This window comes from Ruegeria sp. CF4, from assembly GCF_056537345.1.
This window is the reverse complement of record NZ_JBQFRJ010000004.1, coordinates 96,045-119,798: the sequence shown is the minus strand read 5'-3', so window position 1 is coordinate 119,798 and position 23,754 is coordinate 96,045. Positions and strand designations below refer to the sequence as shown.

The following is a 23,754-nucleotide window of genomic DNA, read 5'->3' as shown; positions in this document are numbered from 1 at the left end:
GCGAAAGGTGGGTCATGGGCAATCAGTCAAAGAAACTCAGCGAACTGGCCCTGACCGCACGGGGCGGGGCCAATCCCGACATCACCGGTCTGGCCGTCGACAGCCGTGAGGTCAAAGACGGTTTCCTCTTCGCAGCTCTTCCCGGCACCCGCATCCATGGCGGTGAATTCATCCAGTTTGCCCTACGCATGGGCGCTGCTGCCATTCTGACGGATGCTGAAGGGGCGGAGATCGCCGCCGAAGAACTGGCCGCATCCGACGCTGCCCTGATCGTGACCGAAGACCCCCGTCAGGCATTGGCAGGGGCCGCCGCCCTGTGGTTCGGCGCGCAGCCGAAAACCATTGTTGCTGTCACCGGCACCAATGGCAAAACCTCTGTCGCAACTTTTGTGCGGCAGATTTGGACAGAGCTTGGCTACAAAGCCATAAACATCGGCACCACGGGTGTCGAAGGGGCCTGGACAGCGCCATTGGCTCACACAACACCCGATCCGATCACATTACATCGGTGCCTGGCCCAAGCGGCTGAAAATGGAGTGACTCATGTGGCGATGGAAGCTTCGTCTCACGGGCTTGACCAACGTCGGTTGGACGGGGTGCGGATGAAGGCGGCGGCTTTCTCGAACCTATCGCGTGACCATCTGGATTATCACGAAACGTTCGAAGACTATTTTGAAGCAAAGGCGCGCCTCTTTTCAGAACTGCTCCCTGCGAATGCAGCAGCCGTGATCAACACAGATGATCCTCTAGGGCCAACATTGGTTGAAAGGGCTGAAGAACGTGGCAATACCGTCTATACCGTCGGTGACGGCGATACGGATTTTGGCATCCGAGATCTCGATCAATTTAGCGACACCGGGCAGAAACTACGCTTTTCCTACAAAGCGCCAACCGAGATACGAACTTATGTTAGGTCTATCAATCTGATTGGCGATTTTCAGGCGCACAATGTGATGCTGGCTTGTGGTCTCGTGATTGCATGCGGCGAAGATCACAACCGCGTTTTCGATACTTTGCCGCACCTGATATCGGTGCGCGGTCGGATGCAATTGGTGGCGACTCGTGAAAATGGCGCCACGGTATTTGTGGATTATGCGCATACACCAGAGGCCATTGCTACCGCTTTGAAGGCGCTGCGCCGGCATGTCTTGGGAAGGATAATTGCGATTGTTGGCGCCGGAGGGGATCGTGACAAAGGTAAACGGGCATTGATGGGGCGCGAGGCCGCAAAATTTGCTGACGCCGTCATTGTAACAGACGACAATCCCCGCAGCGAAGACCCTGCAGCCATACGCGCCGACGTGTTGTTGGGTGCGAAAGGTGCCACCGAAGTGGGCGACCGGGCCGAAGCCATTCTGCGCGGCGTTGACGCTCTGCAGCCCGGGGATGCGCTGCTGATCGCGGGCAAGGGCCATGAAACTGGCCAGATTGTCGGCGATCAGATCCTGCCCTTCGATGACGCAGAGCAGGCAAGCATCTCGGTAGCCGCTCTGGACGGGAGGGTCGCATGACGCTCTGGACCGCAGCCGAGGCCGCCGAAGCCACCAAGGGCCGCGCCACCACCGATTGGCAGGTGAACGGCGTCTCGATTGACACCCGCACCCTGCAACCCGGAGACCTGTTTGTCGCGCTCAAAGCTGCCCGTGACGGCCATGATTTCGTCGCACAGGCGCTGGAAAAAGGCGCAGGCGCGGCGCTTGTTTCGCATATCCCCGAAGGCGTGCCCGAGGATGCGCCGCTGTTGATCGTCGATGACGTACAGACGGGTCTTGAGGCGCTGGGGCAGGCGGCCCGTGCCCGAACCAAGGCGCGCGTGGTGGGGGTGACCGGCAGCGTCGGCAAGACCTCGACCAAGGAAATGCTGGCCAGCATTCTGGAAACGCAAGGAAAAACCCATGCCAGCGTCGCCAGCTACAACAACCATTGGGGTGTGCCGCTGACGCTGGCACGGATGCCGCGCGACACCGAATTCGCCGTTATCGAGATCGGTATGAACCATCCGGGCGAAATCGCCCCTCTGGCCCAGCAGGCGCAGCCGCATGTGGGGCTGGTGACCACCGTGGCCGCCGTCCATCTGGAAGCCTTCGACTCGGTTGCGGGCATCGCCCATGAGAAGGCCGCGATCTTCGACGGGCTGACCGAGGGCGGCACCGCCATCGTCAATGCCGATATCGAACACGCGGGCATTCTGCGCGACTGCGCCGCTGCGCAAGGTGTGAAGATTGTCGAATTCGGCCACAAGGCGCGGGATTATGTCCTGACCAACGTGCTCCAGGGCCCCGACTCAGTGCAGGGGCACGGACTTGTTGGCGGCGCCGACATCACCTTCGATGTCCAATCCGCGGGAACCCACTTTGCCATGAACGCGCTGGGCGCTCTGGCCGCTTGCGTCGAACTGGGCGTCGATCTGGATCAGGCGATTGCGGGCCTGCGCGGGTGGTCGCCGGTCAAAGGGCGCGGTGTGCGCGAACTCATAAGGCTGCAATACGGCGGCACGATCAAACTGCTGGACGAAAGCTACAACGCCAACCCCACCTCGATGGAGGCCGCGCTGGACGTGTTGGGAGCCCTTCAGGGCGACCGCCGGATTGCCTTTCTGGGCGACATGAAAGAGCTGGGCGCTGAAGAGCGCGCCATGCACGCCGCCATGGCTGATGTGCCTGCGATGGCGCATGTCGATCAGGTGCACTGCATCGGCCCGCTGATGCAGGCGCTGCATCAGGCCCTGCCCGAGGGCAAGCGCGGGCTGTGGACGGCAACCAGCGATGAGATGGCAGCCTACCTGCCGGAACTGATCCAAAGCGGCGACGTCGTGATGGCCAAGGGGTCGCTGAGTATGGCATTGGCGCGGATCGTTGACGGTCTGCGGCAAATGGGGCATGGCAGCGCGCCAGAGAGCCGTCATTTTGTGAGAAAGGTTTTGTAATGCTCTATTGGTTGACCGCCCTGTCGGACGGAGGGGATTTCTGGAACCTCTTCCGCTATATCACGTTCCGGGCAGGCGGAGCCTTTCTGACCGCGCTGATCTTTGGCTTCCTGTTCGGCAAGCCCCTGATCAACGTGCTGCGCCGCAAGCAGGGCAAAGGCCAACCGATCCGCGATGACGGCCCCGAGGCGCATCTGTCCAAGGCCGGAACCCCCACTATGGGCGGCCTTCTGATCGTGGGTGCGCTGGTGACCTCGACCCTGATCTGGGCGCGCTGGGACAACCCATATGTCTGGATGGTGCTGTTCGTAACGTTGGCCTATGCGGCCATCGGCTTTGCCGACGACTATGCCAAGGTGTCGAAGCAGAACACCAAGGGTGTCTCCAGCAAAATGCGGCTGGCGCTGGGGATTATCATCGCTGTGCTGGCCTCGCTCTGGGCCTCGCTGCATCACCCCGCCGATTTGCAGAACCAACTGGCGCTGCCGGTGTTCAAGGATACTCTGATCAATCTGGGTCTGTTGTACATCCCGTTCGCGGTGATCGTGATCGTCGGGGCCGCCAATGCGGTGAACCTGACAGACGGCCTGGACGGTTTGGCCATCATGCCCGCGATGATCGCCGCCTCGACCCTCGGCGTGATTGCCTATGCGGTGGGCCGGGTCGACTTCACCGAATATCTCGATGTGCATTATGTGCCCGGTACGGGTGAAATCTTCATTTTCACCTCAGCGCTTTTCGGCGCGGGGCTTGGGTTCCTGTGGTACAACGCCCCTCCGGCAGCGGTGTTCATGGGCGACACCGGATCTTTGGCCCTGGGCGGCGCGCTGGGCGCGATTGCCGTGGCCACCAAGCACGAGCTGGTGCTGGCCATCGTAGGCGGGCTGTTCGTGGTCGAGGCGCTGAGCGTGATCATCCAGGTGCTTTACTTCAAACGCACCGGCAAGCGCGTGTTCCTGATGGCTCCGATCCATCACCACTATGAGAAAAAAGGCTGGGCCGAACCCACCATCGTGATCCGCTTCTGGATCATTTCGCTGATCCTGGCGATGATCGGTCTGGCGACGCTGAAAGTCCGGTAACGCTCCCGCCGGGTTCGGAGGGCCTGCTGCCCACCTGCCACCCGTTGGGCCCGGCTCGCGCCACGGCGCGAGCCTGAACGCGCCCTTGCCTTTGGGAAATCCTTCGGTGCAGTGTGGCGCAAATTTCTAATCTACAAAGGTGGGCGGCATGATCCCGGTCAAAGGATTTTCAGGACAGAAAGTTGCAGTTCTGGGACTGGGCCGGTCGGGTCTGACCACGGCGCGGGCATTGCGCGCGGGCGGGGCCGCGCCGATCTGCTGGGATGATAACCCCGCTGCGCGTGAGGCCGCCGAGGGTGAAGGCTTCGCCTGCGCCGATCTGCGCCGTCACGGGGCGTTTGATGACATAACTTCGCTGATCGTCTCGCCGGGCATTCCGCATCTTTACCCCACGCCTAACCCGGTCGTGGCCGCTGCTTTGGACGCCGGTGTGCCCGTCGATAATGATATCGGCCTGTTCTTCCGCTCTTTCGCGGGGCCGGAATGGCATAACTATGACACCCCGCCTCGGGTGATCGCGGTGACGGGCTCGAACGGCAAATCGACGACTGCCGCTTTGATTCACCATATCCTGACAGAGGCCGGGCGCGACTCGCAGTTGGCGGGCAATATCGGGCGCGGCGTGCTGGATATCGATCCGGGCGGCGATGGATCGGTCGTGGTGCTGGAGCTTTCCAGCTATCAGACCGAACTGGCCCGCGCGCTGACACCGGATGTGGCGGTGTTCACCAATCTTTCACCCGATCATCTGGATCGGCACGGGGGCATGGGCGGTTATTTTGCAGCCAAGCGTCGCCTGTTCGCCGAAGGCGGCCCGGACCGCGCCGTGATCGGCATCGATGAGGCAGAGGGCGCGTTTCTGGCCGGGCAACTGGCCGAGGGGCCGTCGGATGACCGGGTGATCCGCATCTCGGTCGCGCGCAAGCTGCCCGGGCCGGGCTGGCAGGTCTTTGCCCGCAAGGGGTTCCTGTCGGAATACCGCAAGGGCCGCCAGACGGGTTCGATCGACCTGCGCGGTATCCGGGGTCTGCCCGGCGCGCATAACCACCAGAACGCCTGCGCCGCCTATGCCGCCTGCCGTTCGCTGGGCCTTGCCCCGCGTGTGATCGAGGACGCGTTGCACAGCTTCCCGGGTCTGCCGCACCGCAGTCAGATCATCGCCGAGGCGGACGGCGTGACCTATGTCAACGACTCCAAGGCCACCAATGTGGACAGCGCGCTGAAAGCGCTGAGCGCGTTCAAGAAGATACGTTGGATCTGCGGCGGGCTTGAGAAGGAAGGCGGGCTTGAGGCGCTGAACGGGGCAGGGGATCAGGTGATCAAGGCCTATGTCATCGGGCGCGAGGCTGCAGGCTTTGCCATGCAACTGACCGCCGAGGCGCAGGTTTGCACCACCATGGCCGCCGCCGTCGAACAGGCCATGGCTGACGCGCAATCGGGTGAAGTGGTCCTGCTGGCCCCGGCCGCGGCCAGTTTTGACCAGTATGACAACTTTGAACAGCGCGGCGATGATTTCGTGGCTGAGGTCAAAAAACGCCTCTGAAAGCGGGGCATTTGCAATAGATTGCCGGTTCGGCGAAGCTGTGGCCTATCTGCTTGACGCGCCATGCGCATTGGTTTTTGCCTTCAGGAAACTCAACACGAGGTCATGAATATGCCAAATCGTAAACTTTTTCTGGTCGTTCCCGCTCTGCTGGCTGTAGCGGCCTGCACCAACACTGGCGCCAGCTATCAGCCGGTGATCGACGGTCCGGTGGGCCCGAACTACAACTCTGATCTGGCGCAGTGCCAGCAACTGGCCGCCTCGCAGCCCGGTGTTGACGGATCGACCGCAGGGAACGCGGCCATCGGCGCGGCAGGTGCTGCTGCCGTCACCGGCATCGTTCAGGACAGCAGCGACAATCTGGGTCGCGCAGCCGTTGCCGGTGCTCTGGTCGGGGCTGGTGCCGATGTGATCAACAAGAACCAGAACAAGGAAGTCATCGTGCGCAACTGCATGCGCGGACGTGGCTACAACGTTGTCGGCTAACGACCTGCGATGGCGCTTCCCGCGGCGTGGCCCGAGGACCACGCCCACTGGAAGTTGTAGCCACCCAGCCAGCCGGTGACATCCACCGCTTCACCAATCGCATAGAGGCCGGGGACATCCCTGGCCTCCATCGTTTTCGACGACAGGCCCTCGGTGTCGATCCCGCCCAGAGTCACCTCGGCCGTGCGATAGCCCTCGGTGCCTGACGGCGTAAGCCGCCAGTCGGACAGCGCAGCGATCAGATCGGACAGCGCCGCGTCGGACTGATCCGCAAGATTGCCCTTCATCGGTATATGATGCTTGAGATGGTCCACCAGCCGCGTGGGCAGGTGGCGCGCCAACTCGGTGGTCAGCGCTTTGCGCCCACCGGCCTGCCGCTGATCGCGCAGCAGATCGAACAGCGGCAGATCGGGGATCAGGTTAACCCTGACCTCCTCCCCCTCGTGCCAATAGGAAGACAGTTGCAGCACCGAAGGTCCGCTCAGCCCGCGATGGGTGAACAACAGAGCTTCGTCAAAGCTGGTGCGCGCATTGGACAGACGCGCGGCCAGAGAGACGCCGGACAGGTCCTTGAAACGCCCGTCCGAGAAGGTGAACGGCACCAGCGCCGCCCGCGTTTCGGTCACCTGCAGCCCGAATTGCTGCGCGATGTCATAGGCCAGCCCGGTCGCGCCCATCTTGGGGATCGACTTGCCGCCGGTGGCCAGCACCAGATTGCGGCAGGTCAGGGGGATGCGCTTGCCCTCGCGTTCGACGTCCAGGGCAAAGCCACTCTCGGTCTTGCGCAGATCGCGCAAACTGGTCTGAACCCAAAGCGTGGCCCCGGCGCGCTCCATCTCGTCCAGCAGCATCTGAATGATCTGCTTCGACGACCCGTCGCAGAACAGCTGCCCCAGCGTTTTCTCATGCCATGCAATGCCATGGCGACCGACCAGATCGATGAAATCCCACTGCGTATACCGTGCCAGCGCGGATTTACTGAAATGCGGATTGTTCGACAGGAAATTGCCCGGCCCCGCATACATATTTGTGAAATTGCATCGCCCACCGCCTGAGATGCGGATCTTTTCACCCGGCGCTTTTGCATGATCAATCACCAGCACGCGCCCGCCGCAATGGACGGCGCACATCATGCCGGCAGCCCCGGCGCCAAGGATGATCGTGTCATAATTCATGCCTCCGCCCTTGGCCTGTAATCGGCGCGAAGGCAAGGGGCTGACGTGCTCAAGCCCCGGCGAATTCGGATCTCTGAACAGCCAGTGTTGGTTCGTGGTCGCCCGGAAGGATGTGCATCGGTCACAAGATCTGACGAATTGGTTAGACTCACTTGACCGGTGTGCAAGCTGTCCTTAGCAAAACCTTAGTGCTTTTGGTTAAGAAACAGAGCGCGTGTTTTTCAGTTCTGGTGGAGTTGCCCCCAATGCCGACAACAATCTTTGGTGCGTTTCGCACCGATTCCACGCTGTCTGCTGCAGATGTCACGTTCGACGCGACGGGCACGACCTTCCAGATTTCGAGCTACAGTCAGATCACGATCGAGGATGGGGCGGACGGGACCATTTTCGACGGCGACGACCAGAGCAACGAAACCCCCAACGATCCGACGCAAACCCTTGCGGGAAATGCCATCTATTGGGACTTCACGATTGAGGTGACGGACGGAACCAACACCTATGAGATCGGCGTCTTCGACTACGACATCAACGGTGATGGAAACTCCCTCACGATCAACGAAGAAGCAGGCTTTTTCCTGGCCTTTATCGGGGGCTCTGTTCCGCCTCTGAACACAACGCTCACGATCAATGGCGTTGTTGATAACGGCCCGAACATCGATGTCGATACGGTTGTGCCATGCTTTGTCACGGGCACCCGGATCGAAACCCCGGATGGGCCTCGCGCGATCGAAACGCTCAAGGCCGGGGATGCGGTGCTGACCCTTGACCATGGCCCACAGATCATTCGCTGGATCGGTTCACGCGATCTGGATCGCGTTGATTTAGCAGCCAAACCCAAGCTGCGCCCGATCCGGATTGCCAAAGGTGCGCTGGGCGAGGGCCTGCCAGCACGCGACCTGCGTGTATCGCCGCAGCATCGCATGCTTGTGCGGTCTCCGATTGCGGTGCGCATGTTCGAGACGGGCGAAGTTCTGATCCCGGCAGGGAAGCTTCTGGATCTGCCAGGCGTGTCTGTTGACGAGGACGCAACCTCGATCACTTATGTTCACATGCTGTTCGACCGGCACGAGGTGGTCTTCGCCGAAGGCGCCCCGTCCGAGAGTCTGTTCACAGGGCCCGAAGCCCTGAAAGGCGTCGGCAAAGACGCTCTGGCGGAAATCGAGGCGCTGTTCCCCGAGGTCGCGACAGGTGTTCATGCACCGCAACTTGCGCGTCTGACACCGGCGCGGGGCGGACAGGTTCGCTCGCTGATCCGCCGTCATGTGAAGAACCGCAAACCGCTGCTGGCCGGGTAGAACATCCTGAACGTCACCTCATCGCCTTGCCGTGAAAGCGCCATGGTGTCCGCATTTCGCAACGAAACCGGGTCTTTATAAAGCGAAGTTAATCGCCGCGTTTCGGTCGGTTTCGACGCTTCGACTGACATCTGCAATCTTCAGCCGGAAAGACGGTCGCCGGTGATTGAAACAGTGCCGCTCAGAAATCGCTGAAACGCCGTCATTCCACTGGCCTGAATGCAAAAATCGCTGTAGACTCTCAATCAGATCCCGAAAACGGGACGTGTACGAGGCAGATAGTGGCGGTATCTCATGACTGAGATGGTGTATGGCGCGGTCCAGGACCAGCGCGGCGAACCGATTCTTCCAAAGTGGTGGCGGACAATTGACTGCTGGACGATGTCCTGCGTTCTGATCCTGTTTGTCATCGGGCTTCTGCTGGGGCTGGCCTCATCGCCGCCGCTCGCGGGGCGCAACGGGTTCGATCCGTTCCACTATGTCGAACGTCAGGCGCTGTTTGGCGGGCTGGCACTGGTTGCGATGCTGCTGACCTCGATGATGTCACCCACGCTGGTGCGACGTCTGGCGATCTTGGGCTTTCTGGCCTCCTTCGTAGCGCTGGCTTTCCTGCCGATCTTCGGCACCGATTTCGGCAAGGGCGCGGTGCGCTGGTATTCGCTGGGCTTCGCCTCGCTGCAGCCATCGGAATTCCTCAAACCCGGTTTCGTCGTCGTCGCCGCATGGCTTCTGGCTGCCTCGCAAGAGATCAACGGCCCGCCGGGGCGGCTCTGGTCGTTTGCACTGTGTATGTCCATCGTCGCGATGCTGGTGATGCAGCCCGATTTCGGGCAGGCCTGCCTGATTCTCTTTGGCTGGGGCGTGATGTATTTCGTGGCCGGCGCACCGATGTTGCTGCTGCTGGGCATGGCCGGGGCGGTCGTGTTGGGGGGCATGTTCGCCTATTCCAATTCCGAGCACTTCGCCCGCCGCATCGACGGGTTCCTGAACCAAGAGGTCGATCCGACCACCCAGCTAGGCTATGCCACCAACGCCATCCGCGAGGGCGGCTTGTTCGGTGTTGGCGTCGGTGAGGGGCAGGTGAAATGGTCTCTGCCCGATGCGCATACGGATTTCATCATCGCGGTGGCAGCCGAGGAATACGGCCTGATCCTCGTCCTGATCATCATCGCGCTTTATTCACTGATCGTCGTGCGCTCCCTGCTGCGGCTGATGCGTGAACGCGACATGTTCATCCGTCTGGCCGGCACCGGCCTGGCCTGCATGTTCGGCGTCCAGGCCATGATCAACATGGGCGTCGCCGTGCGCCTGCTGCCCGCCAAGGGCATGACGCTGCCCTTCGTCAGCTATGGCGGCTCGTCGCTGATTGCGGGCGGAATTGCGGTTGGCATGTTGCTGGCCTTCACCCGAACCCGCCCACAAGGCGAGCTTGGCGACATTCTGCGCGGACGAGGCTGATGAGCACACCTTATCTTCTGATTGCGGCGGGCGGTACCGGGGGGCACATGTTCCCCGCGCAGGCGCTGGCCGAGGCGATGCTGCTCAAGGACTGGCGCGTGCGCCTGTCCACCGATCCCCGTGGCGCACGTTATACCGGCGCGTTTCCCAAAGGCGTCGAAATCGTCGAGGCCTCCTCCGCCACTTTCGCCCGTGGCGGTCTGGCCGCCAAGGTGATGGTCGGGCCGAAGATTGCCGCGGGCGTGACCGGCATGGCGGCAGGGATGATGCGTGACAAGCCGGACGTGGTGGTGGGCTTTGGCGGCTATCCGTCGATCCCGGCGCTGGGCGCGGCGACGCTGCTGAAAATCCCCCGCATGATCCACGAACAGAACGGAGTGCTGGGACGCGTGAACCAGCTCTTTGCCACCCGCGTGGCAAAGGTGGCCTGCGGCGTCTGGCCCACAGACCTGCCCGAAGGCGCGAAGGGTCTGCACACCGGCAACCCGGTACGCGCCGCCGTACTGGAGCGCGCCGCTGCTCCCTATATCCCGCCGGGCGATTATCCGATGTCGGTGCTGGTCATGGGTGGCTCGCAGGGCGCACGCATCCTCAGCGACGTGGTGCCCGACGCGATTGCGGCGCTGCCAGAGTATCTGCGCGGCTTCATCCGGGTTTCGCATCAGGCGCGCGCGGAAGATCAGGCGCGTGTGGCCGCGTTCTATGCCGAACATGGCATCCTTGCCGATGTACAACCCTTCTTCGAAGACGTCCCTCGGCGGATGTCCGAGGCGCAGCTGGTCATCTCGCGCTCGGGCGCGTCCAGCGTTGCTGATATCTCGGTGATTGGGCGACCCTCGATCCTGATCCCCTTCGCCGCAGCCGCCGGAGATCACCAGACCGCCAACGCGCGTGGGCTGGTTCAGGCGGGCGGGGCGATCATGATCCCCGAAAACGCCCTTGACGTTGCCGCGCTGACACAGCAAATGACCACGGTTTTCACCAACCCCGAAGCCGCACAGCAAATGGCCCATGCCGCGCTATCGGTTGGGGCTCCGGACGCGACCGAGCGTCTGGTCGCCCTTGTCGAACAACTGGCGCAGAAGGAGACCTCATGAATCCAGCAACCAAACTGCCGCAGGACGTTGGGCCGATCCACTTTGTGGGCATCGGCGGGATCGGGATGTCGGGCATTGCCGAGGTGCTTCTGAACCTTGGCTACCGGGTGCAGGGGTCGGATCTCAAGGCGTCGAAAATCACCGATCGTCTGGCCTCGCTGGGGGCCGAAATCTTTGTCGGCCAGCGCGCCGAAAACCTGCAGAACGCCGCCGTGGTCGTGGTCTCGACCGCGATCAAGCCGGGCAATCCGGAACTGGACGAGGCGCGCGCTCAGGGCCTTCCGGTCGTGCGTCGCGCCGACATGCTGGCCGAACTGATGCGGCTGCGCTCGAACATCGCCATCGCCGGAACCCACGGCAAGACCACCACGACCACGATGATGGCCGAGCTTATGGTCGCCGGAGATTTCGACCCCACCGTCATCAATGGCGGCATCATCCACGCCTATGGCTCGAACGCGCGGATGGGGCAGGGTGAATGGATGGTGGTTGAGGCCGACGAATCTGATGGCTCGTTCAATCGCCTGCCTGCAACCATCGCCATCGTCACCAATATCGACCCCGAGCATATGGAGCATTGGGGCGATTTCGACCAACTGCGCGACGGTTTCCACGAGTTCGTCTCAAACCTGCCCTTCTACGGTCTGGCCGTCTGCTGCACGGATCATGCCGAGGTGCAGGCTCTGGTCGGGCGCATCACTGACCGCCGTGTGCGCACCTATGGCTTCAACGCGCAGGCCGATGTGCGGGCCGAGAACCTGACCTACAAAGGCGGCGTCGCCCATTTCGACATCCACCTGCAATACGAAGACAAGGTGATCGAGGGCTGTACCCTGCCGATGCCGGGGGACCACAACGTCTCGAACGCCCTGTCCGCCGTGGCCGTGGCCCGCCATCTGGGCATGAAGGCCAGCGAAATTCGCGAGGCACTGGCCAATTTCGGCGGCGTCAACCGCCGCTTTACCAAGGTCGGGGAAATCAACGGTGTCACCATCATCGACGATTACGGCCACCACCCGGTCGAGATTGCAGCCGTTCTCAAGGCTGCACGTCAGGCCACCGAGGGCCGCGTCATCGCCGTCCACCAGCCGCACCGTTATTCGCGCCTCTCCAACCTGTTCGACGATTTCTGCACCTGCTTCAACGACGCCGATGTGGTCGCCATTGCCGAGGTCTTTGCCGCGGGCGAAGACCCGATTGAGGGCGCCAGCCGCGATGATCTGGTCGAAGGTCTGATCCGCCACGGCCACCGTCATGCGCGGGCCATACTGGATGAAAGTGACCTCGAACGCCTCGTGCGCGAACAGGCCCGTCCCGGCGATATGGTCGTCTGCCTCGGTGCGGGTACGATCAGTGCCTGGGCCAACGGGTTGCCCGACCGGTTGATCGCCAAAGCGAGCTGATACGGTGGCGTGGTCGCTCATAATCGCCTGCGGCTGGGTGCTCGCCTCGACCATCGTGGCGATGTTGCCCATGCGCCTGCAATTCCCGCCGGGCCTGGTGCTGTTTGTCAGCGCGCCCGCACTGATCCTGTGGCTGAGCTACGATTATGGCTGGTTCATCGGAGTGCTGGCCATTGCCGGCTTTGCCTCGATGTACCGCAACCCGATCCGCTATTACTGGCGCAAATGGACGGGCAGAGAGGTGTCTGAGTGAACTGGTCAATCGCGCTTGCCGGTCTTTGGGGGCTGACCGCCAATATTCTGGCCATGCTGCCCAGCAAAGACAACCACTGGCGACGCGCCTATTTCCTGATCGCTGTGGGCGTTCCCATTTTGGGCTATGTCACCTATGAAAACGGCCCGTGGGTTGGGCTGCTTGTCCTTGCCGCAGGCATGTCCGTGCTGCGCTGGCCGGTGATTTATCTCACCCGTTGGACAAAGGCGAAAATGCAGGGCATGAAGGCGGCCAACAAGTAACCGACCGTTTCAGGAGGTCCCAATGGTCAACGTCGCCACCTTCGCCTATCTGCCACTCATCTGTCTCGTCTTCGGCACCCTTGCGGGCTTTGTCGCCGGGCGCTGGATCGGCACCAAAGGGTTGCTGTGGCTGATCGGGCTGACCTCGGCCGTGGCGTTGGCGCTGATCGTGATGCTTGCGGGCGTCGAAACCGGCGAAGAAGAACAAGCCTTTGGCCCCTTTGTCTGGCTGACGGGCGGTGTTCTGCCCTTCCTGTTCGCAGTGATCATGGGCGGTGTCGGAGGGCGCAGCCTGGCGGCAAGGGCAAACACATGATGAATCTGCCCGATGTTCGGGGCCGCCTGACTCAGGCCCGTCCATTGAATGACCTGACCTGGCTGCGCGTCGGCGGACCAGCCGACTATCTGTTCCAACCCGCAGATATCGAGGACCTGCATGCCTTTCTGCGCGATCTGCCCGCCGATGTGCCGGTCTTTCCGATGGGCGTCGGCTCGAACCTCATTGTCCGTGATGGCGGTCTGCGGGCCGTGGTGATCCGGCTCGGGCGCGGGTTCAACGGCATTTCGGTCGACGGCAACACTGTCACTGCAGGCGCTGCGGCGCTGGATGCGCATGTGGCGCGCAAAGCGGCAGATGCGGGTGTGGACCTGACCTTCCTGCGCACGATCCCCGGCTCTATCGGCGGGGCCGTGCGCATGAACGCGGGCTGTTACGGCAGCTACACCGCGGATGTGCTGCAAAAGGCCACCATCGTCACCCGGACCGGAGAGGTCATGGACCTTACCCCACAGGACCTGAATTTCCGCTACCGCCAGTCCGACCTGCCCGAAGGCGCGGTGCTGGTCTCGGCGACGTTCCAAGGCCCCTCGGGCGATCCTGCTGAGCTACACGCCCGCATGGCAGCGCAGCTGCAAAAGCGCGACGAAACCCAACCCACCAAGGATCGTAGCGCCGGATCGACCTTCCGCAATCCCGCCGGGTTCTCCTCGACCGGGCGCGCGGATGATGTGCATGACCTCAAGGCGTGGAAGGTGATCGACAACGCAGGCATGCGTGGCGCCATCAAAGGTGGAGCGCAGATGAGCCCCAAGCACTCGAATTTCCTGATCAACACCGGCACAGCCACCGCCGCTGACCTCGAAGGTCTGGGCGAAGAGGTGCGAAAAAAGGTTTACGAAACAAGCGGCATCACGCTAGAGTGGGAAATCATGCGGGTCGGTGATCCGCTGAATGAATAAAGCCCCAACCGTCAGACCAAAACAGGCAATTAACGGCGACGGATCAAAGGCATAAACGCAGTACGGACCACCACATAAGGTCCGGGGACATTGAGGCGCACATTGGGTATGTCGAGCAGGACAAACCCCAAAGTGGCGGTATTGATGGGTGGCCCCTCGGCGGAACGCGAGGTGTCTCTCAGCTCTGGGCGCGAATGCGCAGCCGCCCTTGTGGGAGAAGGCTTTGAAGTGGTCGAACTGGACGCAGGTCCCGACCTCTACGCGCGCCTTTCAGAGATCAAGCCGGATGTGGTTTTCAACGCCCTGCATGGCCGCTGGGGCGAGGATGGCTGTGTGCAGGGCCTGCTGGAATGGATGCGCATTCCCTATACGCATTCCGGCGTGCTGGCCTCGGCCCTTGCGATGGACAAGCAGCGCAGCAAAGAGGTCTACGCCGCCGAGGGCCTGCCCGTCGTGCCCAGCGTGATCGTGCCCAAGGTCGAGGTGATCGAGGTCCATGTGATGGAACCTCCCTACGTAGCCAAGCCCAACAACGAGGGCTCCAGCGTCGGCATCTATATCGTGCATGAAAACGCCAACGGCCCGCCTCAGCTGGACGAGGCGATGCCCGATCAGGTGATGGTCGAGAAATATGTCGCAGGCCGGGAACTGACCGTGACCGTGATGGGCGACCGCGCGCTGACAGTGACCGAGATCATGACTGATGGCGGCTGGTACGATTATGACGCCAAGTACAAGCCCGGCGGATCGTGGCATGTGCTGCCCGCCGACATCCCGCAGGACATCTTTGATCGCTGCATGGACTATGCGGTGAAGGCGCATAAAGCGCTGGGATGTCGCGGCGTGTCACGGACCGACTATCGCTGGGATGACAGCATGGGGGTCGACGGGTTGTTCCTGCTCGAAACCAACACCCAGCCCGGTATGACGCCGACCTCGCTGGTGCCTGAACAGGCCGAGTATTGCGGCATGACGTTCGGCCAGCTCTGCGCCTGGATGGTGGAGGACGCCTCATGCGACCGCTGATCGCCACCCGCGCGCCGGTGATCCACCGGACCAAACCGCTGGCCGGGCCGGATGCCGACTTTAATACCGCACCAAGGCCCGAACCCAAGGCGGAGCCCAGGCTGCGCCTGCGTGGAATGCGTCTGTTTGGCCGGTCGGGCCGGTTTGTTGATCCGGCCCCGTCAAAGCTCAGCTACCGGCTGCAGCGCTGGATGCTGACGCCCGGGATTCGCCGGGGCCTGAAGATCGGCCTGCCAATTCTGGCCGTCGTGACAGCCATTGGTCTGTATTTCGCCTCGGAAGATCGCCGCATGGCGCTCGAGACGTATATTGCTGACATCAAGACCTCGATCCAGGAACGCCCCGAATTCATGGTCAACCTGATGGCCATCGATGGGGCAGGGACCACATTGTCCGAGGATATCCGCGAGGTCGTGCCGCTCGACTTTCCGCTCAGCTCCTGGGATCTGGATGTCGAACAGATCCGCGACACGATCACCGGGCTGGACCCGGTGAAATCGGCCACCGTACGCATTCGCCCCGGCGGAATCCTGCAGGTCAACGTGATCGAACGTCAGCCGGTGATCGTCTGGCGCACCCGTGACGGGATCGAGCTATTGGATGAGACCGGTGCCCATGTGGACATGATCGCAGCGCGCGCCGATCACGCGAACCTTCCGCTGATCGCAGGGAAGGGCGCGGATAAACACGTACCGGAAGCGCTGCAAATCCTCTCTACCGCCCGCAGTTTGGGCGAGCGGGTCCGCGGCCTTGTCCGCGTTGGCGAGCGGCGCTGGGATCTGGTGTTGGATCGCAAGCAGCGCATCATGCTGCCGACCGAACGCCCTGCGCGCGCCTTGGAACGCGTGCTGGCGGTGAACGAAGTGCAGGACCTTCTGGAACGTGATGTGGCCGTGGTCGATATGCGCCTCGGTCAGCGGCCAACCATCCGAATGAACGAAACAGCCAGCGCAGACTGGTGGAACACAAAAGTAGATGTGAGTAGCGGGCAGTAACGACCATGATGACCGATCTTTATCAGTCCCAACGCGCCATGCGGCAAATGCGCCGCCAAGCGATGCAACGCGGCGTCGTCGCCATTCTGGATGTGGGCAGCTCCAAAATCGCCTGCCTTGTCCTGCGCTTCGACGGGACCGGGCGGCTGTCCGAGGATAACTCGATCGGCTCGATGGCCGGTCAGACCGGGTTCCGCGTCATCGGCGCTGCGACCACCCGCTCGCGCGGGGTGCAATTCGGTGAAGTTACCGCGATGCAGGAAACCGAGCGCGCCATCCGCACCGCACTGCAGGCGGCGCAGAAGATGGCCGATATCCGCGTCGATCACGTCATCGCGTCATTCTCTGGGGCCAATCCGCGCTCCTATGGCCTTGACGCGCAGGTCGATCTGGAAGGCCAGCTGGTCACCGAGGCCGAAGTGGGCCGCGTCCTGAATGCCTGCGATGTGCCCGACTACGGCGAAGGGCGCGAGGTGCTGCACGCCCAGCCGGTGAATTTCGCGCTCGACAACCGCTCGGGCCTGATCGATCCGCGCGGTCAGCTGGGGCAAAGCCTCGCTGTGGATATGCACATGCTCACCGTCGATGCGGTGGCGATCCAGAACATCGTGCGCTGTATCAAGCGCTGTGATCTGGAATTGGCCGGGATTGCGAACTCGGCCTATGTCTCGGGCATTTCCGCGCTTGTTGAGGACGAGCAGGAACTGGGCGCGGCCTGTATCGACATGGGCGGCGGCACCACCAGCGTGTCGATTTTCATGAAGAAACACATGATCTATGCCGATTGCGTGCGCATGGGCGGCGATCACGTGACTAGCGACATTTCGATGGGTCTTGGCGTGCCCGCAGCGGTGGCCGAACGGATCAAGACCTTCAACGGCGGCGTCCATGCAACCGGGGCCGATGACCGCGACCTGATCGATATCGGCGGCGATACCGGCGATTGGGAGCATGACCGCCGCACCGTCAGTCGTGCCGAGCTGATCGGCATCATGCGCCCCCGCGTCGAAGAAATCCTCGAAGAGGTCCGCACCCGTCTGGACGCTGCAGGTTTTGACCACCTGCCCAGCCAACAGATCGTTCTGACTGGCGGAGGCAGCCAGATCATGGGGCTCGACGGGCTGGCCAGCCGCATTCTGGGTCAACGTGTTCGTTTGGGTCGCCCGCTGCGCGTGCATGGCCTGCCGCAATCCGCGACTGGGCCGGGCTTTTCCTCGGCGGTGGGCCTCAGCCTGTTTGCGGCGCACCCGCAGGACGAATGGTGGGATTTCGAGATCCCTGTCGACACCTACGCCGCACGCCCCTTCAAACGCGCCGTGCGCTGGTTCCGTGACAATTGGTAAACGTCTGCGCCGGGCAACCCTCAGCGCGGCCTTCTTGCCCGCTGCGGCTGCGGCCCAGACCCTGATCTCGCCCGAGGCGTTTCTGAACGCCGTCGTCGGCAAGACAATCACTTTCCACGAAATCCGCAGCGGCATGCTGGTCGGGGCCGAGGAATTCCTCAGCCCGACTCTGTCAGTCTGGCGGATGGAGGGGCGGGGTTGCGTCTATGGTCAGATCACCACGCCGAACGGCCAGATCTGCTTTCTCTATGACGATGCGCCCGACGGCCTGCCGGTCTGCTGGTGGCCCTTTTTGCATGACGACCGGCTGATGGTCCGTCTGGCGCGCTTCGTTGGCAGTGAAACCCAAGAGGTCCGCAGCATTTCCGAGGACAGCCTGAACTGCCCAAGTGTCCCGATAAGCTAAAGAAATCGGTTGCGGCGACCGCCAATTTCCCGCAAAATACTATCTAAGGCCCGATAGAGGCCCAGCGGTAGGACATTGAGCAGTTTTCCGCGATTAAAACGAGTGATCAATGAGTTTTCGCACCCCCGCAGGGCGGGTGGGGTTTTTCCGCGTGTAGTGGTGCATGAGCCTTTCGCCGCAACATGTCGCGGTAACAGCGAAATGCCGTTGTTCGATGCCTTATTTCCTCCATATTTTGTGGATTCTGGCGATTTTTCTGGTGACGTTTCCGAAATGACACAGTAAAATAATCTGTGGATAGGTCAGAAAAAACCGCATTTTGCGGCAACATATAAACAGGCGGACAGAGCATGACATTGAATCTTTCGATGCCCGGGCACGACGAACTCAAGCCTCGGATTACCGTATTTGGCGTTGGCGGCGCTGGGGGCAACGCTGTCGACAACATGATCGAAAAACAGCTGGATGGCGTTGAATTTGTCGTCGCCAACACCGACGCACAGGCGCTGCAGCAAAGCCGTTCGTCGGCGCGGGTTCAGCTGGGTGTCAAGGTTACCGAAGGGCTGGGCGCAGGCGCGCGTCCGACCGTAGGGGCCGCAGCTGCCGAAGAAAGTATCGAACAGATCGTCGATCATCTGGCGGGCGCGCATATGTGCTTTATCACCGCCGGTATGGGCGGTGGCACCGGCACCGGGGCGGCTCCGATCATCGCGCAGGCGGCGCGGGAACTGGGCGTGCTGACCGTTGGTGTTGTCACCAAGCCTTTCCAGTTTGAAGGCGCCAAGCGCATGCGTCAGGCCGAAGACGGCGTGGATGCCCTGCAAAAGGTCGTCGACACGTTGATCATCATCCCGAACCAGAACCTGTTCCGTCTGGCCAATGAAAAGACCACGTTCACCGAGGCCTTCTCGATGGCCGACGACGTTCTGTATCAGGGCGTCAAGGGCGTGACGGACCTGATGGTCCGTCCGGGCCTGATCAACCTCGACTTTGCCGATGTTCGTGCGGTGATGGACGAGATGGGCAAGGCGATGATGGGTACCGGTGAGGCCACTGGTGAGGATCGCGCGGTTCAGGCGGCCGAGAAAGCGATTGCCAACCCGCTGCTGGACGAAATCAGCCTCAAGGGCGCCAAGGGTGTGCTGATCAACATCACCGGTTCGCACGACCTGACCCTGTTCGAACTGGACGAGGCCGCCAACCGCATCCGCGAGGAAGTGGACCCCGAGGCGAACATCATCGTCGGCTCGACCCTCGACACTGAGATGGAAGGCGGCATGCGCGTTTCGGTCGTTGCCACCGGTATCGACGCCAGCGAGAAAACCGACGATGTGCCGGTCGCGCGCCGCTCGATGTCGGCACCGCTGACCCGGACGGTGTCCGCGGAAGAGCCCGCACAGGAACACGTAGCCGCGGATGAGGCCCCCGCGGCAGAGGATGCAAACATCGCCCCCACGCTGTTTGAATCGATCGAAGATGTTGAGCTGAACGAAGGCTGGCATGAAGAACAACCCGCCGCGCAAGAGGATGACGGCCTGCCGCCGCCAGCCTACCAGCCGCAGGTGGCGCAGTTCGAGCCTCAGCCCGAGCCGGAAGACATCGCAGACTCCTATGCCGCCCCGCGTGCCCAGACCCCCGGCACCCCATCGCCCGAGGCGATGCAGCGGTTGCAGGCAGCTGTGCAGAAGGTTCCGCAGAACCGTCTGCGGCAGACCGAAGCACCACGCGAAGCGGCCCCCGAACCGCAGCAATCGGCTGAGGATCGCCCCCGTTTCGGGTTCAATCGTCTGATCGATCGGATGACCGGCCACGCTGCCGATACGCCGGCCCAACCCGTGCGCCAACAGCCCTCAATGCGGGCAACTGACGCAACGGCACCGGCCCGCGAAGAGGCTGACCCAGAGCAGGATCGCATCGAAATTCCGGCCTTCCTGCGCCGTCAGGCCAACTGATCGCGGTAACAAAATCGTTGGAAAGGGTCGCCATTTGGCGGCCCTTTTCTTTTTAATTACAGGGTTTTGACAGGGGCTAAGCAGGGTTTTGCCGATCTGTCACAATCATGTTTCAATCGGTTGCAAAGAGTGAGTTGAGCCTTAGCGCCCGCTTCCTTAGTTGGGGGTTCAACACAGCCGACCCTAGGCTGGACACCACGCGCTGAGGTTCATTTTGCAACATACGCTCAAATCTTCGGTCACGTTTACAGGCGTCGGCCTGCATGGCGGCAAGCCTGCAACGATGGTCCTGAAGCCAGCCGCAGCCGGTCACGGCATCTGGTTCAAGCGCACCGATATCGAATTGGGCAATGCACTGATCCCGGCGATCTATGACGTGGTCGAGCGCACACCGCTCTGCACCCGTCTGGTGAATGACGCAGGCGTATCCGTTTCAACCATCGAACACATCATGGCTGCGCTGGCCGGATGCGGTATCCACAACGCACTGATCGAGATCGATGGCCCCGAAGTTCCGATCATGGATGGCTCGTCCGTTGAATTCGTGCGCGGCATCATGGCCAAAGGCGTGCGCCGTCAGGCCAGCCCGGTTCTGGCTTATGAAGTGCTCAAGCCGATCACCGTTTCGCGCGAAGGCGCAAGCGCGTCGATTGCCCCGGCCGAAGGGCTCGAGATCGAATTCCACATCGATTTCGAAGACGACGCCATTGGCAGCCAGACCAAGGTTCTGGACATGCGCAACGGATCTTTCGCCCGCGAACTCTGCGACAGCCGCACTTTCTGCCGCCGCACCGATGTCGAGGCGATGCGCGAAAACGGGCTGGCATTGGGCGGTACGCTGGAAAACGCTGTGGTCGTGCAGGGCGACGAAGTGCTGACACCCGGTGGCTTCCGCCACGCGGACGAAGCCGTACGCCACAAGATGCTGGACGCTCTGGGCGATCTCTATCTGGCAGGCGGTCCGATTCTGGGACGGTTCACCGGTGAAAAGTCGGGCCACTCCATGACCAACACCCTGCTGCGCAAACTGTTCGAAACACCCGGCGCGGTGCGTCCGGTGCTGTGCACCCCGGAACAGGCTGCGCGTCTGCCCGGTCAGGGCCTTGTCCGCAGCGAAATTCCTCAGGTGGCGTAAGCCGATCAACTCTGGCGACAATTGCGTCACGAGGGTGCATAAGGCGTTTTGCCCCGGAATTTTATGTGCTAGACCGAGGTCCGATCAGGGACAAATCCCGCTAAGTAAGACGACAAGGATGGGCGGAATGGTTGGCACCAAGGCGGCAGTCAGAATCGCAGGCGCGCTTCTCGTGGCAGCAGTTTTGACCGCGTGCGGCGACAATGGCCTGTTCGGCAGTCGCGGCGCAGACCGTAATCAGAATCTCGAAGGGTATACGCCCGAACAGATTTTCACCCGCGGCGAATACGAACTGTCGCAGAATCGCTCGGATGATGCGGCGTGGTATTTCTCGGAAGTCGAACGCCTGTACCCCTATTCCGACTGGGCCAAACGCGCACTGATCATGCAGGCTTTTTCGTTCCACTCCGACAAGAACTATGCTGAAAGCCGCGCCGCCGCCCAGCGGTATATCGATTTCTACCCGACTGACGAAGACGCGGCCTATGCGCAGTATCTTCTGGCGCTCAGCTATTATGACCAGATCGACGAAGTGGGCCGCGATCAGGGCCTCACCTTTCAGGCGCTGCAATCCCTGCGCACGGTGATCGAAGTTTACCCCGACAGCGAATACGCCACCTCGGCGATCCTGAAATTCGACTTGGCCTTCGACCATCTGGCCGGCAAGGAAATGGAGATCGGGCGCTATTATCTGCGTCAGGATCACTTCACTGCCGCCATCAACCGCTTCCGCGTTGTGGTCGAGGATTTCCAGACCACATCCCACACTGCCGAAGCGCTCTATCGCCTGATCGAGGCTTATTTGGCACTGGGTCTGGTGGATGAGGCGCAATCCGCCGGTGCGATTCTGGGTTACAACTACCAATCCTCGGAATGGTACGAAGCAGGGTACGCGCTGCTGACCTCGCGTGGGCTTGACCTCAAGAGCCGTGGCAACAACTGGCTCAGCACGATCTACCGCCAGACCGTCAAAGGTGAGTGGTTGTAACGGCCATGGCTACAGGCTTGGGACGCTAAAGACCCGATGCTGCGCGCCCTTGATATCCGCGACATGCTGATCATTGACCGGTTGGAACTGACGTTCCAGCCGGGACTGAACGCTTTGACCGGTGAAACCGGCGCGGGCAAATCGATCCTGTTGGATTCGCTGGGATTCGTGCTGGGCTGGCGCGGGCGTGCCGAGTTGGTGCGTCAAGGTGCGGCACAGGGCGAGGTTGTGGCCGAATTCGAACTCTCGGACGATCACCCCGCCCATGCGGTTCTGGCCGAGGCTGGTTTGCCCGGTGGGGAGGAACTGATCCTGCGCCGCGTCAACACTGCCGAAGGGCGCAAGACCGCTTGGGTCAATGATCGTCGCTGCTCGGGCGAGGTGCTGCGTGCCTTGTCCGATACGCTGATCGAATTGCATGGTCAGCATGATGACCGGGGTCTGCTGAACCCGCGCGGCCACCGCGCGATGCTGGATGCTTATGCCGGGGCAGGGGATCGGCTTGCCGCCGTGCGCGCCGCGTGGTCCGAAATGTCTCGTGCCCGAAAGGCACTGGCCCAGACCGAAGCCACGCTGGAGGCCATGCGCGCCGAAGAGGAATTCCTGCGCCATTCCGTGGCCGAGCTGGATCAGCTTGACCCGCAGCCCGGTGAGGATGCCGAGCTCGACGCCCGTCGCCGCATGATGCAGGGGGCCGAACGCATCCGCGATGACGTGGCCCGCGCCTTTGCGCTGCTGGGCGGAGACGGGGCCGAGGGCGCGATGGCCGACGCCGTCCGCTGGCTCGAAGGCGTGTCGGACAGTGCAGACGGTCAGTTGGAAGAGCCTATCGCCGCCTTGGGCCGCGCCCTGATCGAACTGGGTGAGGCGCAGGACGGTGTGAATACATGCCTGCAGGCGCTCGATTTCAACCCGGCGGAGCTGGAACAGACCGAAGAACGCCTGTTCGCCATCCGCGCGCTGGCGCGCAAACACGACGTGGCTGCGGATGATCTGGGGACCTTTGCCGACACGCTGCGGAACCGGCTGAACCGACTCGATGCGGGCGATGCCGACCTCAGCGACAAGCGCGCCGCCGTGGCTGAGGCGCAAACCGCTTATGACGCTGCTGCCAACGCGCTCAGCGAAGCGCGCAATAAGGCGGCCCGGGCGCTGGACAGCGCCGTAATGGCCGAACTCGCGCCGCTGAAAATGGAACGCGCCGTGTTCCGGACCGAAATCACCGCGACCGATCCCGGCCCGGAAGGTACCGACGCCGTTGCCTTCACCGTGGCCACCAATCCCGGCGCGCCGTCTGGCCCGTTGAACAAGATCGCCTCGGGCGGTGAACTCAGCCGCTTCCTGCTGGCGCTCAAGGTTTGTCTGACCGGAGATGACAGCGCCCGCACCATGATCTTTGACGAGATCGACCGCGGCGTTGGCGGCGCCACGGCAGATGCGGTGGGCCGCCGTCTGGCGTCATTGGCGCAGGGCGGGCAGGTTCTGGTGGTGACGCACTCGCCGCAGGTTGCCGCCCGCGCGGCGCATCACTGGCGGGTGCAGAAACAGGTGACAGGGGATCAAACGCTCTCAACCGTGATCCCGCTGGCCGAGCCCGACCGGGTGGATGAAATCGCCCGCATGGTCGCAGGCGACACCATCACGGACGAGGCGCGCGCCGCCGCCCGTGCCCTGTTGGATGCATAACGC

At 62.1% G+C, this 23,754-nt stretch carries 22 protein-coding genes; 21 read left to right on the top strand and 1 reads right to left on the bottom strand.

Annotated elements, in window-relative coordinates; translation table 11 throughout:
* Nucleotides 1-14 precede the first annotated feature (14 nt).
* The 5 genes from ACR0NF_RS11195 (at nt 15) to ACR0NF_RS11175 (ending at nt 6,037) form a co-directional block, all read left to right on the top strand.
* Nucleotides 15-1,511 carry a UDP-N-acetylmuramoyl-L-alanyl-D-glutamate--2,6-diaminopimelate ligase gene (locus ACR0NF_RS11195; protein ID WP_480667529.1) on the top strand — a complete coding sequence of 499 codons (1,497 nt, stop codon included), beginning with the start codon at nt 15-17 and terminating at the stop codon, nt 1,509-1,511.
* Nucleotides 1,508-2,926, top strand: a complete 1,419-nt coding sequence (locus tag ACR0NF_RS11190) for a UDP-N-acetylmuramoyl-tripeptide--D-alanyl-D-alanine ligase (protein WP_480778258.1) — start codon at nt 1,508-1,510, stop codon at nt 2,924-2,926. Before ACR0NF_RS11195 ends, ACR0NF_RS11190 begins: the two co-directional genes overlap by 4 nt.
* Nucleotides 2,926-4,008: a phospho-N-acetylmuramoyl-pentapeptide-transferase gene (gene mraY / locus ACR0NF_RS11185; RefSeq protein WP_480658297.1), complete on the top strand. Its 1,083-nt coding sequence runs from the start codon at nt 2,926-2,928 to the stop codon at nt 4,006-4,008. Before ACR0NF_RS11190 ends, mraY begins: the two co-directional genes overlap by 1 nt.
* Nucleotides 4,009-4,156: 148 nt before the next feature.
* Entirely contained in the window at nt 4,157-5,551 is a 1,395-nt protein-coding gene (gene murD, locus ACR0NF_RS11180; protein ID WP_480778257.1) for a UDP-N-acetylmuramoyl-L-alanine--D-glutamate ligase, read from the top strand.
* A 111-nt stretch (nt 5,552-5,662) separates the two neighbouring features.
* Nucleotides 5,663-6,037 carry a glycine zipper family protein gene (locus ACR0NF_RS11175; protein WP_480470372.1) on the top strand — a complete coding sequence of 125 codons (375 nt, stop codon included), beginning with the start codon at nt 5,663-5,665 and terminating at the stop codon, nt 6,035-6,037.
* Here ACR0NF_RS11175 and ACR0NF_RS11170 read toward each other — a convergent pair.
* The gene (locus ACR0NF_RS11170) at nt 6,034-7,212 is read right to left on the bottom strand and encodes a BaiN/RdsA family NAD(P)/FAD-dependent oxidoreductase (RefSeq protein ID WP_480778256.1); all 1,179 of its coding nucleotides are present in this window, start codon (nt 7,210-7,212) and stop codon (nt 6,034-6,036) included. The genes ACR0NF_RS11175 and ACR0NF_RS11170 overlap by 4 nt on opposite strands.
* Before the next feature lie 245 nt (nt 7,213-7,457).
* Here ACR0NF_RS11170 and ACR0NF_RS11165 point away from each other — a divergent pair, with 245 nt between their 5' ends.
* The 16 genes from ACR0NF_RS11165 (at nt 7,458) to recN (ending at nt 23,751) form a co-directional block, all read left to right on the top strand.
* Nucleotides 7,458-8,507, top strand: a complete 1,050-nt coding sequence (locus tag ACR0NF_RS11165) for a Hint domain-containing protein (RefSeq protein ID WP_480470370.1) — start codon at nt 7,458-7,460, stop codon at nt 8,505-8,507.
* A 294-nt stretch (nt 8,508-8,801) separates the two neighbouring features.
* The gene (ftsW, locus tag ACR0NF_RS11160; protein ID WP_480778255.1) at nt 8,802-9,965 is read left to right on the top strand and encodes a putative lipid II flippase FtsW; all 1,164 of its coding nucleotides are present in this window, start codon (nt 8,802-8,804) and stop codon (nt 9,963-9,965) included.
* A complete protein-coding gene (locus ACR0NF_RS11155; protein ID WP_480778254.1) occupies nt 9,965-11,062 on the top strand; it encodes a UDP-N-acetylglucosamine--N-acetylmuramyl-(pentapeptide) pyrophosphoryl-undecaprenol N-acetylglucosamine transferase in 1,098 nt (365 codons plus the stop codon). Before ftsW ends, ACR0NF_RS11155 begins: the two co-directional genes overlap by 1 nt.
* A complete protein-coding gene (murC, locus tag ACR0NF_RS11150; protein WP_480658288.1) occupies nt 11,059-12,465 on the top strand; it encodes a UDP-N-acetylmuramate--L-alanine ligase in 1,407 nt (468 codons plus the stop codon). The genes ACR0NF_RS11155 and murC overlap by 4 nt, the downstream gene beginning before the upstream one ends.
* Nucleotides 12,466-12,469: 4 nt before the next feature.
* A complete protein-coding gene (locus ACR0NF_RS11145) occupies nt 12,470-12,718 on the top strand; it encodes a DUF2484 family protein (protein WP_480470366.1) in 249 nt (82 codons plus the stop codon).
* Nucleotides 12,715-12,981: a DUF2484 family protein gene (locus ACR0NF_RS11140; protein WP_480470365.1), complete on the top strand. Its 267-nt coding sequence runs from the start codon at nt 12,715-12,717 to the stop codon at nt 12,979-12,981. The genes ACR0NF_RS11145 and ACR0NF_RS11140 overlap by 4 nt, the downstream gene beginning before the upstream one ends.
* A 22-nt stretch (nt 12,982-13,003) precedes the next feature.
* On the top strand, nt 13,004-13,297 hold the full coding sequence (locus ACR0NF_RS11135) for a hypothetical protein (RefSeq protein ID WP_480667521.1): 294 nt from the start codon (nt 13,004-13,006) through the stop codon (nt 13,295-13,297).
* Nucleotides 13,294-14,220: a UDP-N-acetylmuramate dehydrogenase gene (murB, locus tag ACR0NF_RS11130; RefSeq protein ID WP_480470363.1), complete on the top strand. Its 927-nt coding sequence runs from the start codon at nt 13,294-13,296 to the stop codon at nt 14,218-14,220. The genes ACR0NF_RS11135 and murB overlap by 4 nt, the downstream gene beginning before the upstream one ends.
* 108 nt (nt 14,221-14,328) lie before the next feature.
* On the top strand, nt 14,329-15,246 hold the full coding sequence (locus ACR0NF_RS11125) for a D-alanine--D-alanine ligase (RefSeq protein WP_480470362.1): 918 nt from the start codon (nt 14,329-14,331) through the stop codon (nt 15,244-15,246).
* Nucleotides 15,234-16,241, top strand: coding sequence for a cell division protein FtsQ/DivIB (locus ACR0NF_RS11120; protein ID WP_480470361.1), 1,008 nt, complete (start codon nt 15,234-15,236; stop codon nt 16,239-16,241). Before ACR0NF_RS11125 ends, ACR0NF_RS11120 begins: the two co-directional genes overlap by 13 nt.
* An 8-nt stretch (nt 16,242-16,249) precedes the next feature.
* Entirely contained in the window at nt 16,250-17,584 is a 1,335-nt protein-coding gene (gene ftsA, locus ACR0NF_RS11115; protein WP_480470360.1) for a cell division protein FtsA, read from the top strand.
* Nucleotides 17,571-17,990 carry a hypothetical protein gene (locus ACR0NF_RS11110; protein ID WP_480470359.1) on the top strand — a complete coding sequence of 140 codons (420 nt, stop codon included), beginning with the start codon at nt 17,571-17,573 and terminating at the stop codon, nt 17,988-17,990. The genes ftsA and ACR0NF_RS11110 overlap by 14 nt, the downstream gene beginning before the upstream one ends.
* 350 nt (nt 17,991-18,340) lie before the next feature.
* Nucleotides 18,341-19,942 carry a cell division protein FtsZ gene (ftsZ, locus tag ACR0NF_RS11105; protein WP_480658282.1) on the top strand — a complete coding sequence of 534 codons (1,602 nt, stop codon included), beginning with the start codon at nt 18,341-18,343 and terminating at the stop codon, nt 19,940-19,942.
* A 214-nt stretch (nt 19,943-20,156) separates the two neighbouring features.
* A complete protein-coding gene (gene lpxC, locus ACR0NF_RS11100; protein ID WP_480470357.1) occupies nt 20,157-21,077 on the top strand; it encodes a UDP-3-O-acyl-N-acetylglucosamine deacetylase in 921 nt (306 codons plus the stop codon).
* Between the two features lie 127 nt (nt 21,078-21,204).
* Nucleotides 21,205-22,065 carry an outer membrane protein assembly factor BamD gene (locus tag ACR0NF_RS11095; protein ID WP_480778253.1) on the top strand — a complete coding sequence of 287 codons (861 nt, stop codon included), beginning with the start codon at nt 21,205-21,207 and terminating at the stop codon, nt 22,063-22,065.
* Between the two features lie 36 nt (nt 22,066-22,101).
* On the top strand, nt 22,102-23,751 hold the full coding sequence (recN, locus tag ACR0NF_RS11090) for a DNA repair protein RecN (protein ID WP_480778252.1): 1,650 nt from the start codon (nt 22,102-22,104) through the stop codon (nt 23,749-23,751).
* Nucleotides 23,752-23,754 lie beyond the last annotated feature (3 nt).

Coding starts and splice junctions, on each gene's coding strand:
- ACR0NF_RS11195 (WP_480667529.1), top strand. CDS start 15: ATGGGCAATCAGTCAAAGAAACTCAGCGAACTGGCCCTGACCGCACGG.
- ACR0NF_RS11190 (WP_480778258.1), top strand. CDS start 1,508: ATGACGCTCTGGACCGCAGCCGAGGCCGCCGAAGCCACCAAGGGCCGC.
- mraY (WP_480658297.1), top strand. CDS start 2,926: ATGCTCTATTGGTTGACCGCCCTGTCGGACGGAGGGGATTTCTGGAAC.
- murD (WP_480778257.1), top strand. CDS start 4,157: ATGATCCCGGTCAAAGGATTTTCAGGACAGAAAGTTGCAGTTCTGGGA.
- ACR0NF_RS11175 (WP_480470372.1), top strand. CDS start 5,663: ATGCCAAATCGTAAACTTTTTCTGGTCGTTCCCGCTCTGCTGGCTGTA.
- ACR0NF_RS11170 (WP_480778256.1), bottom strand. CDS start 7,212: ATGAATTATGACACGATCATCCTTGGCGCCGGGGCTGCCGGCATGATG.
- ACR0NF_RS11165 (WP_480470370.1), top strand. CDS start 7,458: ATGCCGACAACAATCTTTGGTGCGTTTCGCACCGATTCCACGCTGTCT.
- ftsW (WP_480778255.1), top strand. CDS start 8,802: ATGACTGAGATGGTGTATGGCGCGGTCCAGGACCAGCGCGGCGAACCG.
- ACR0NF_RS11155 (WP_480778254.1), top strand. CDS start 9,965: ATGAGCACACCTTATCTTCTGATTGCGGCGGGCGGTACCGGGGGGCAC.
- murC (WP_480658288.1), top strand. CDS start 11,059: ATGAATCCAGCAACCAAACTGCCGCAGGACGTTGGGCCGATCCACTTT.
- ACR0NF_RS11135 (WP_480667521.1), top strand. CDS start 13,004: ATGGTCAACGTCGCCACCTTCGCCTATCTGCCACTCATCTGTCTCGTC.
- murB (WP_480470363.1), top strand. CDS start 13,294: ATGATGAATCTGCCCGATGTTCGGGGCCGCCTGACTCAGGCCCGTCCA.
- ACR0NF_RS11125 (WP_480470362.1), top strand. CDS start 14,329: ATGTCGAGCAGGACAAACCCCAAAGTGGCGGTATTGATGGGTGGCCCC.
- ACR0NF_RS11120 (WP_480470361.1), top strand. CDS start 15,234: ATGCGACCGCTGATCGCCACCCGCGCGCCGGTGATCCACCGGACCAAA.
- ftsA (WP_480470360.1), top strand. CDS start 16,250: ATGACCGATCTTTATCAGTCCCAACGCGCCATGCGGCAAATGCGCCGC.
- ftsZ (WP_480658282.1), top strand. CDS start 18,341: ATGACATTGAATCTTTCGATGCCCGGGCACGACGAACTCAAGCCTCGG.
- ACR0NF_RS11095 (WP_480778253.1), top strand. CDS start 21,205: ATGGTTGGCACCAAGGCGGCAGTCAGAATCGCAGGCGCGCTTCTCGTG.
- recN (WP_480778252.1), top strand. CDS start 22,102: ATGCTGCGCGCCCTTGATATCCGCGACATGCTGATCATTGACCGGTTG.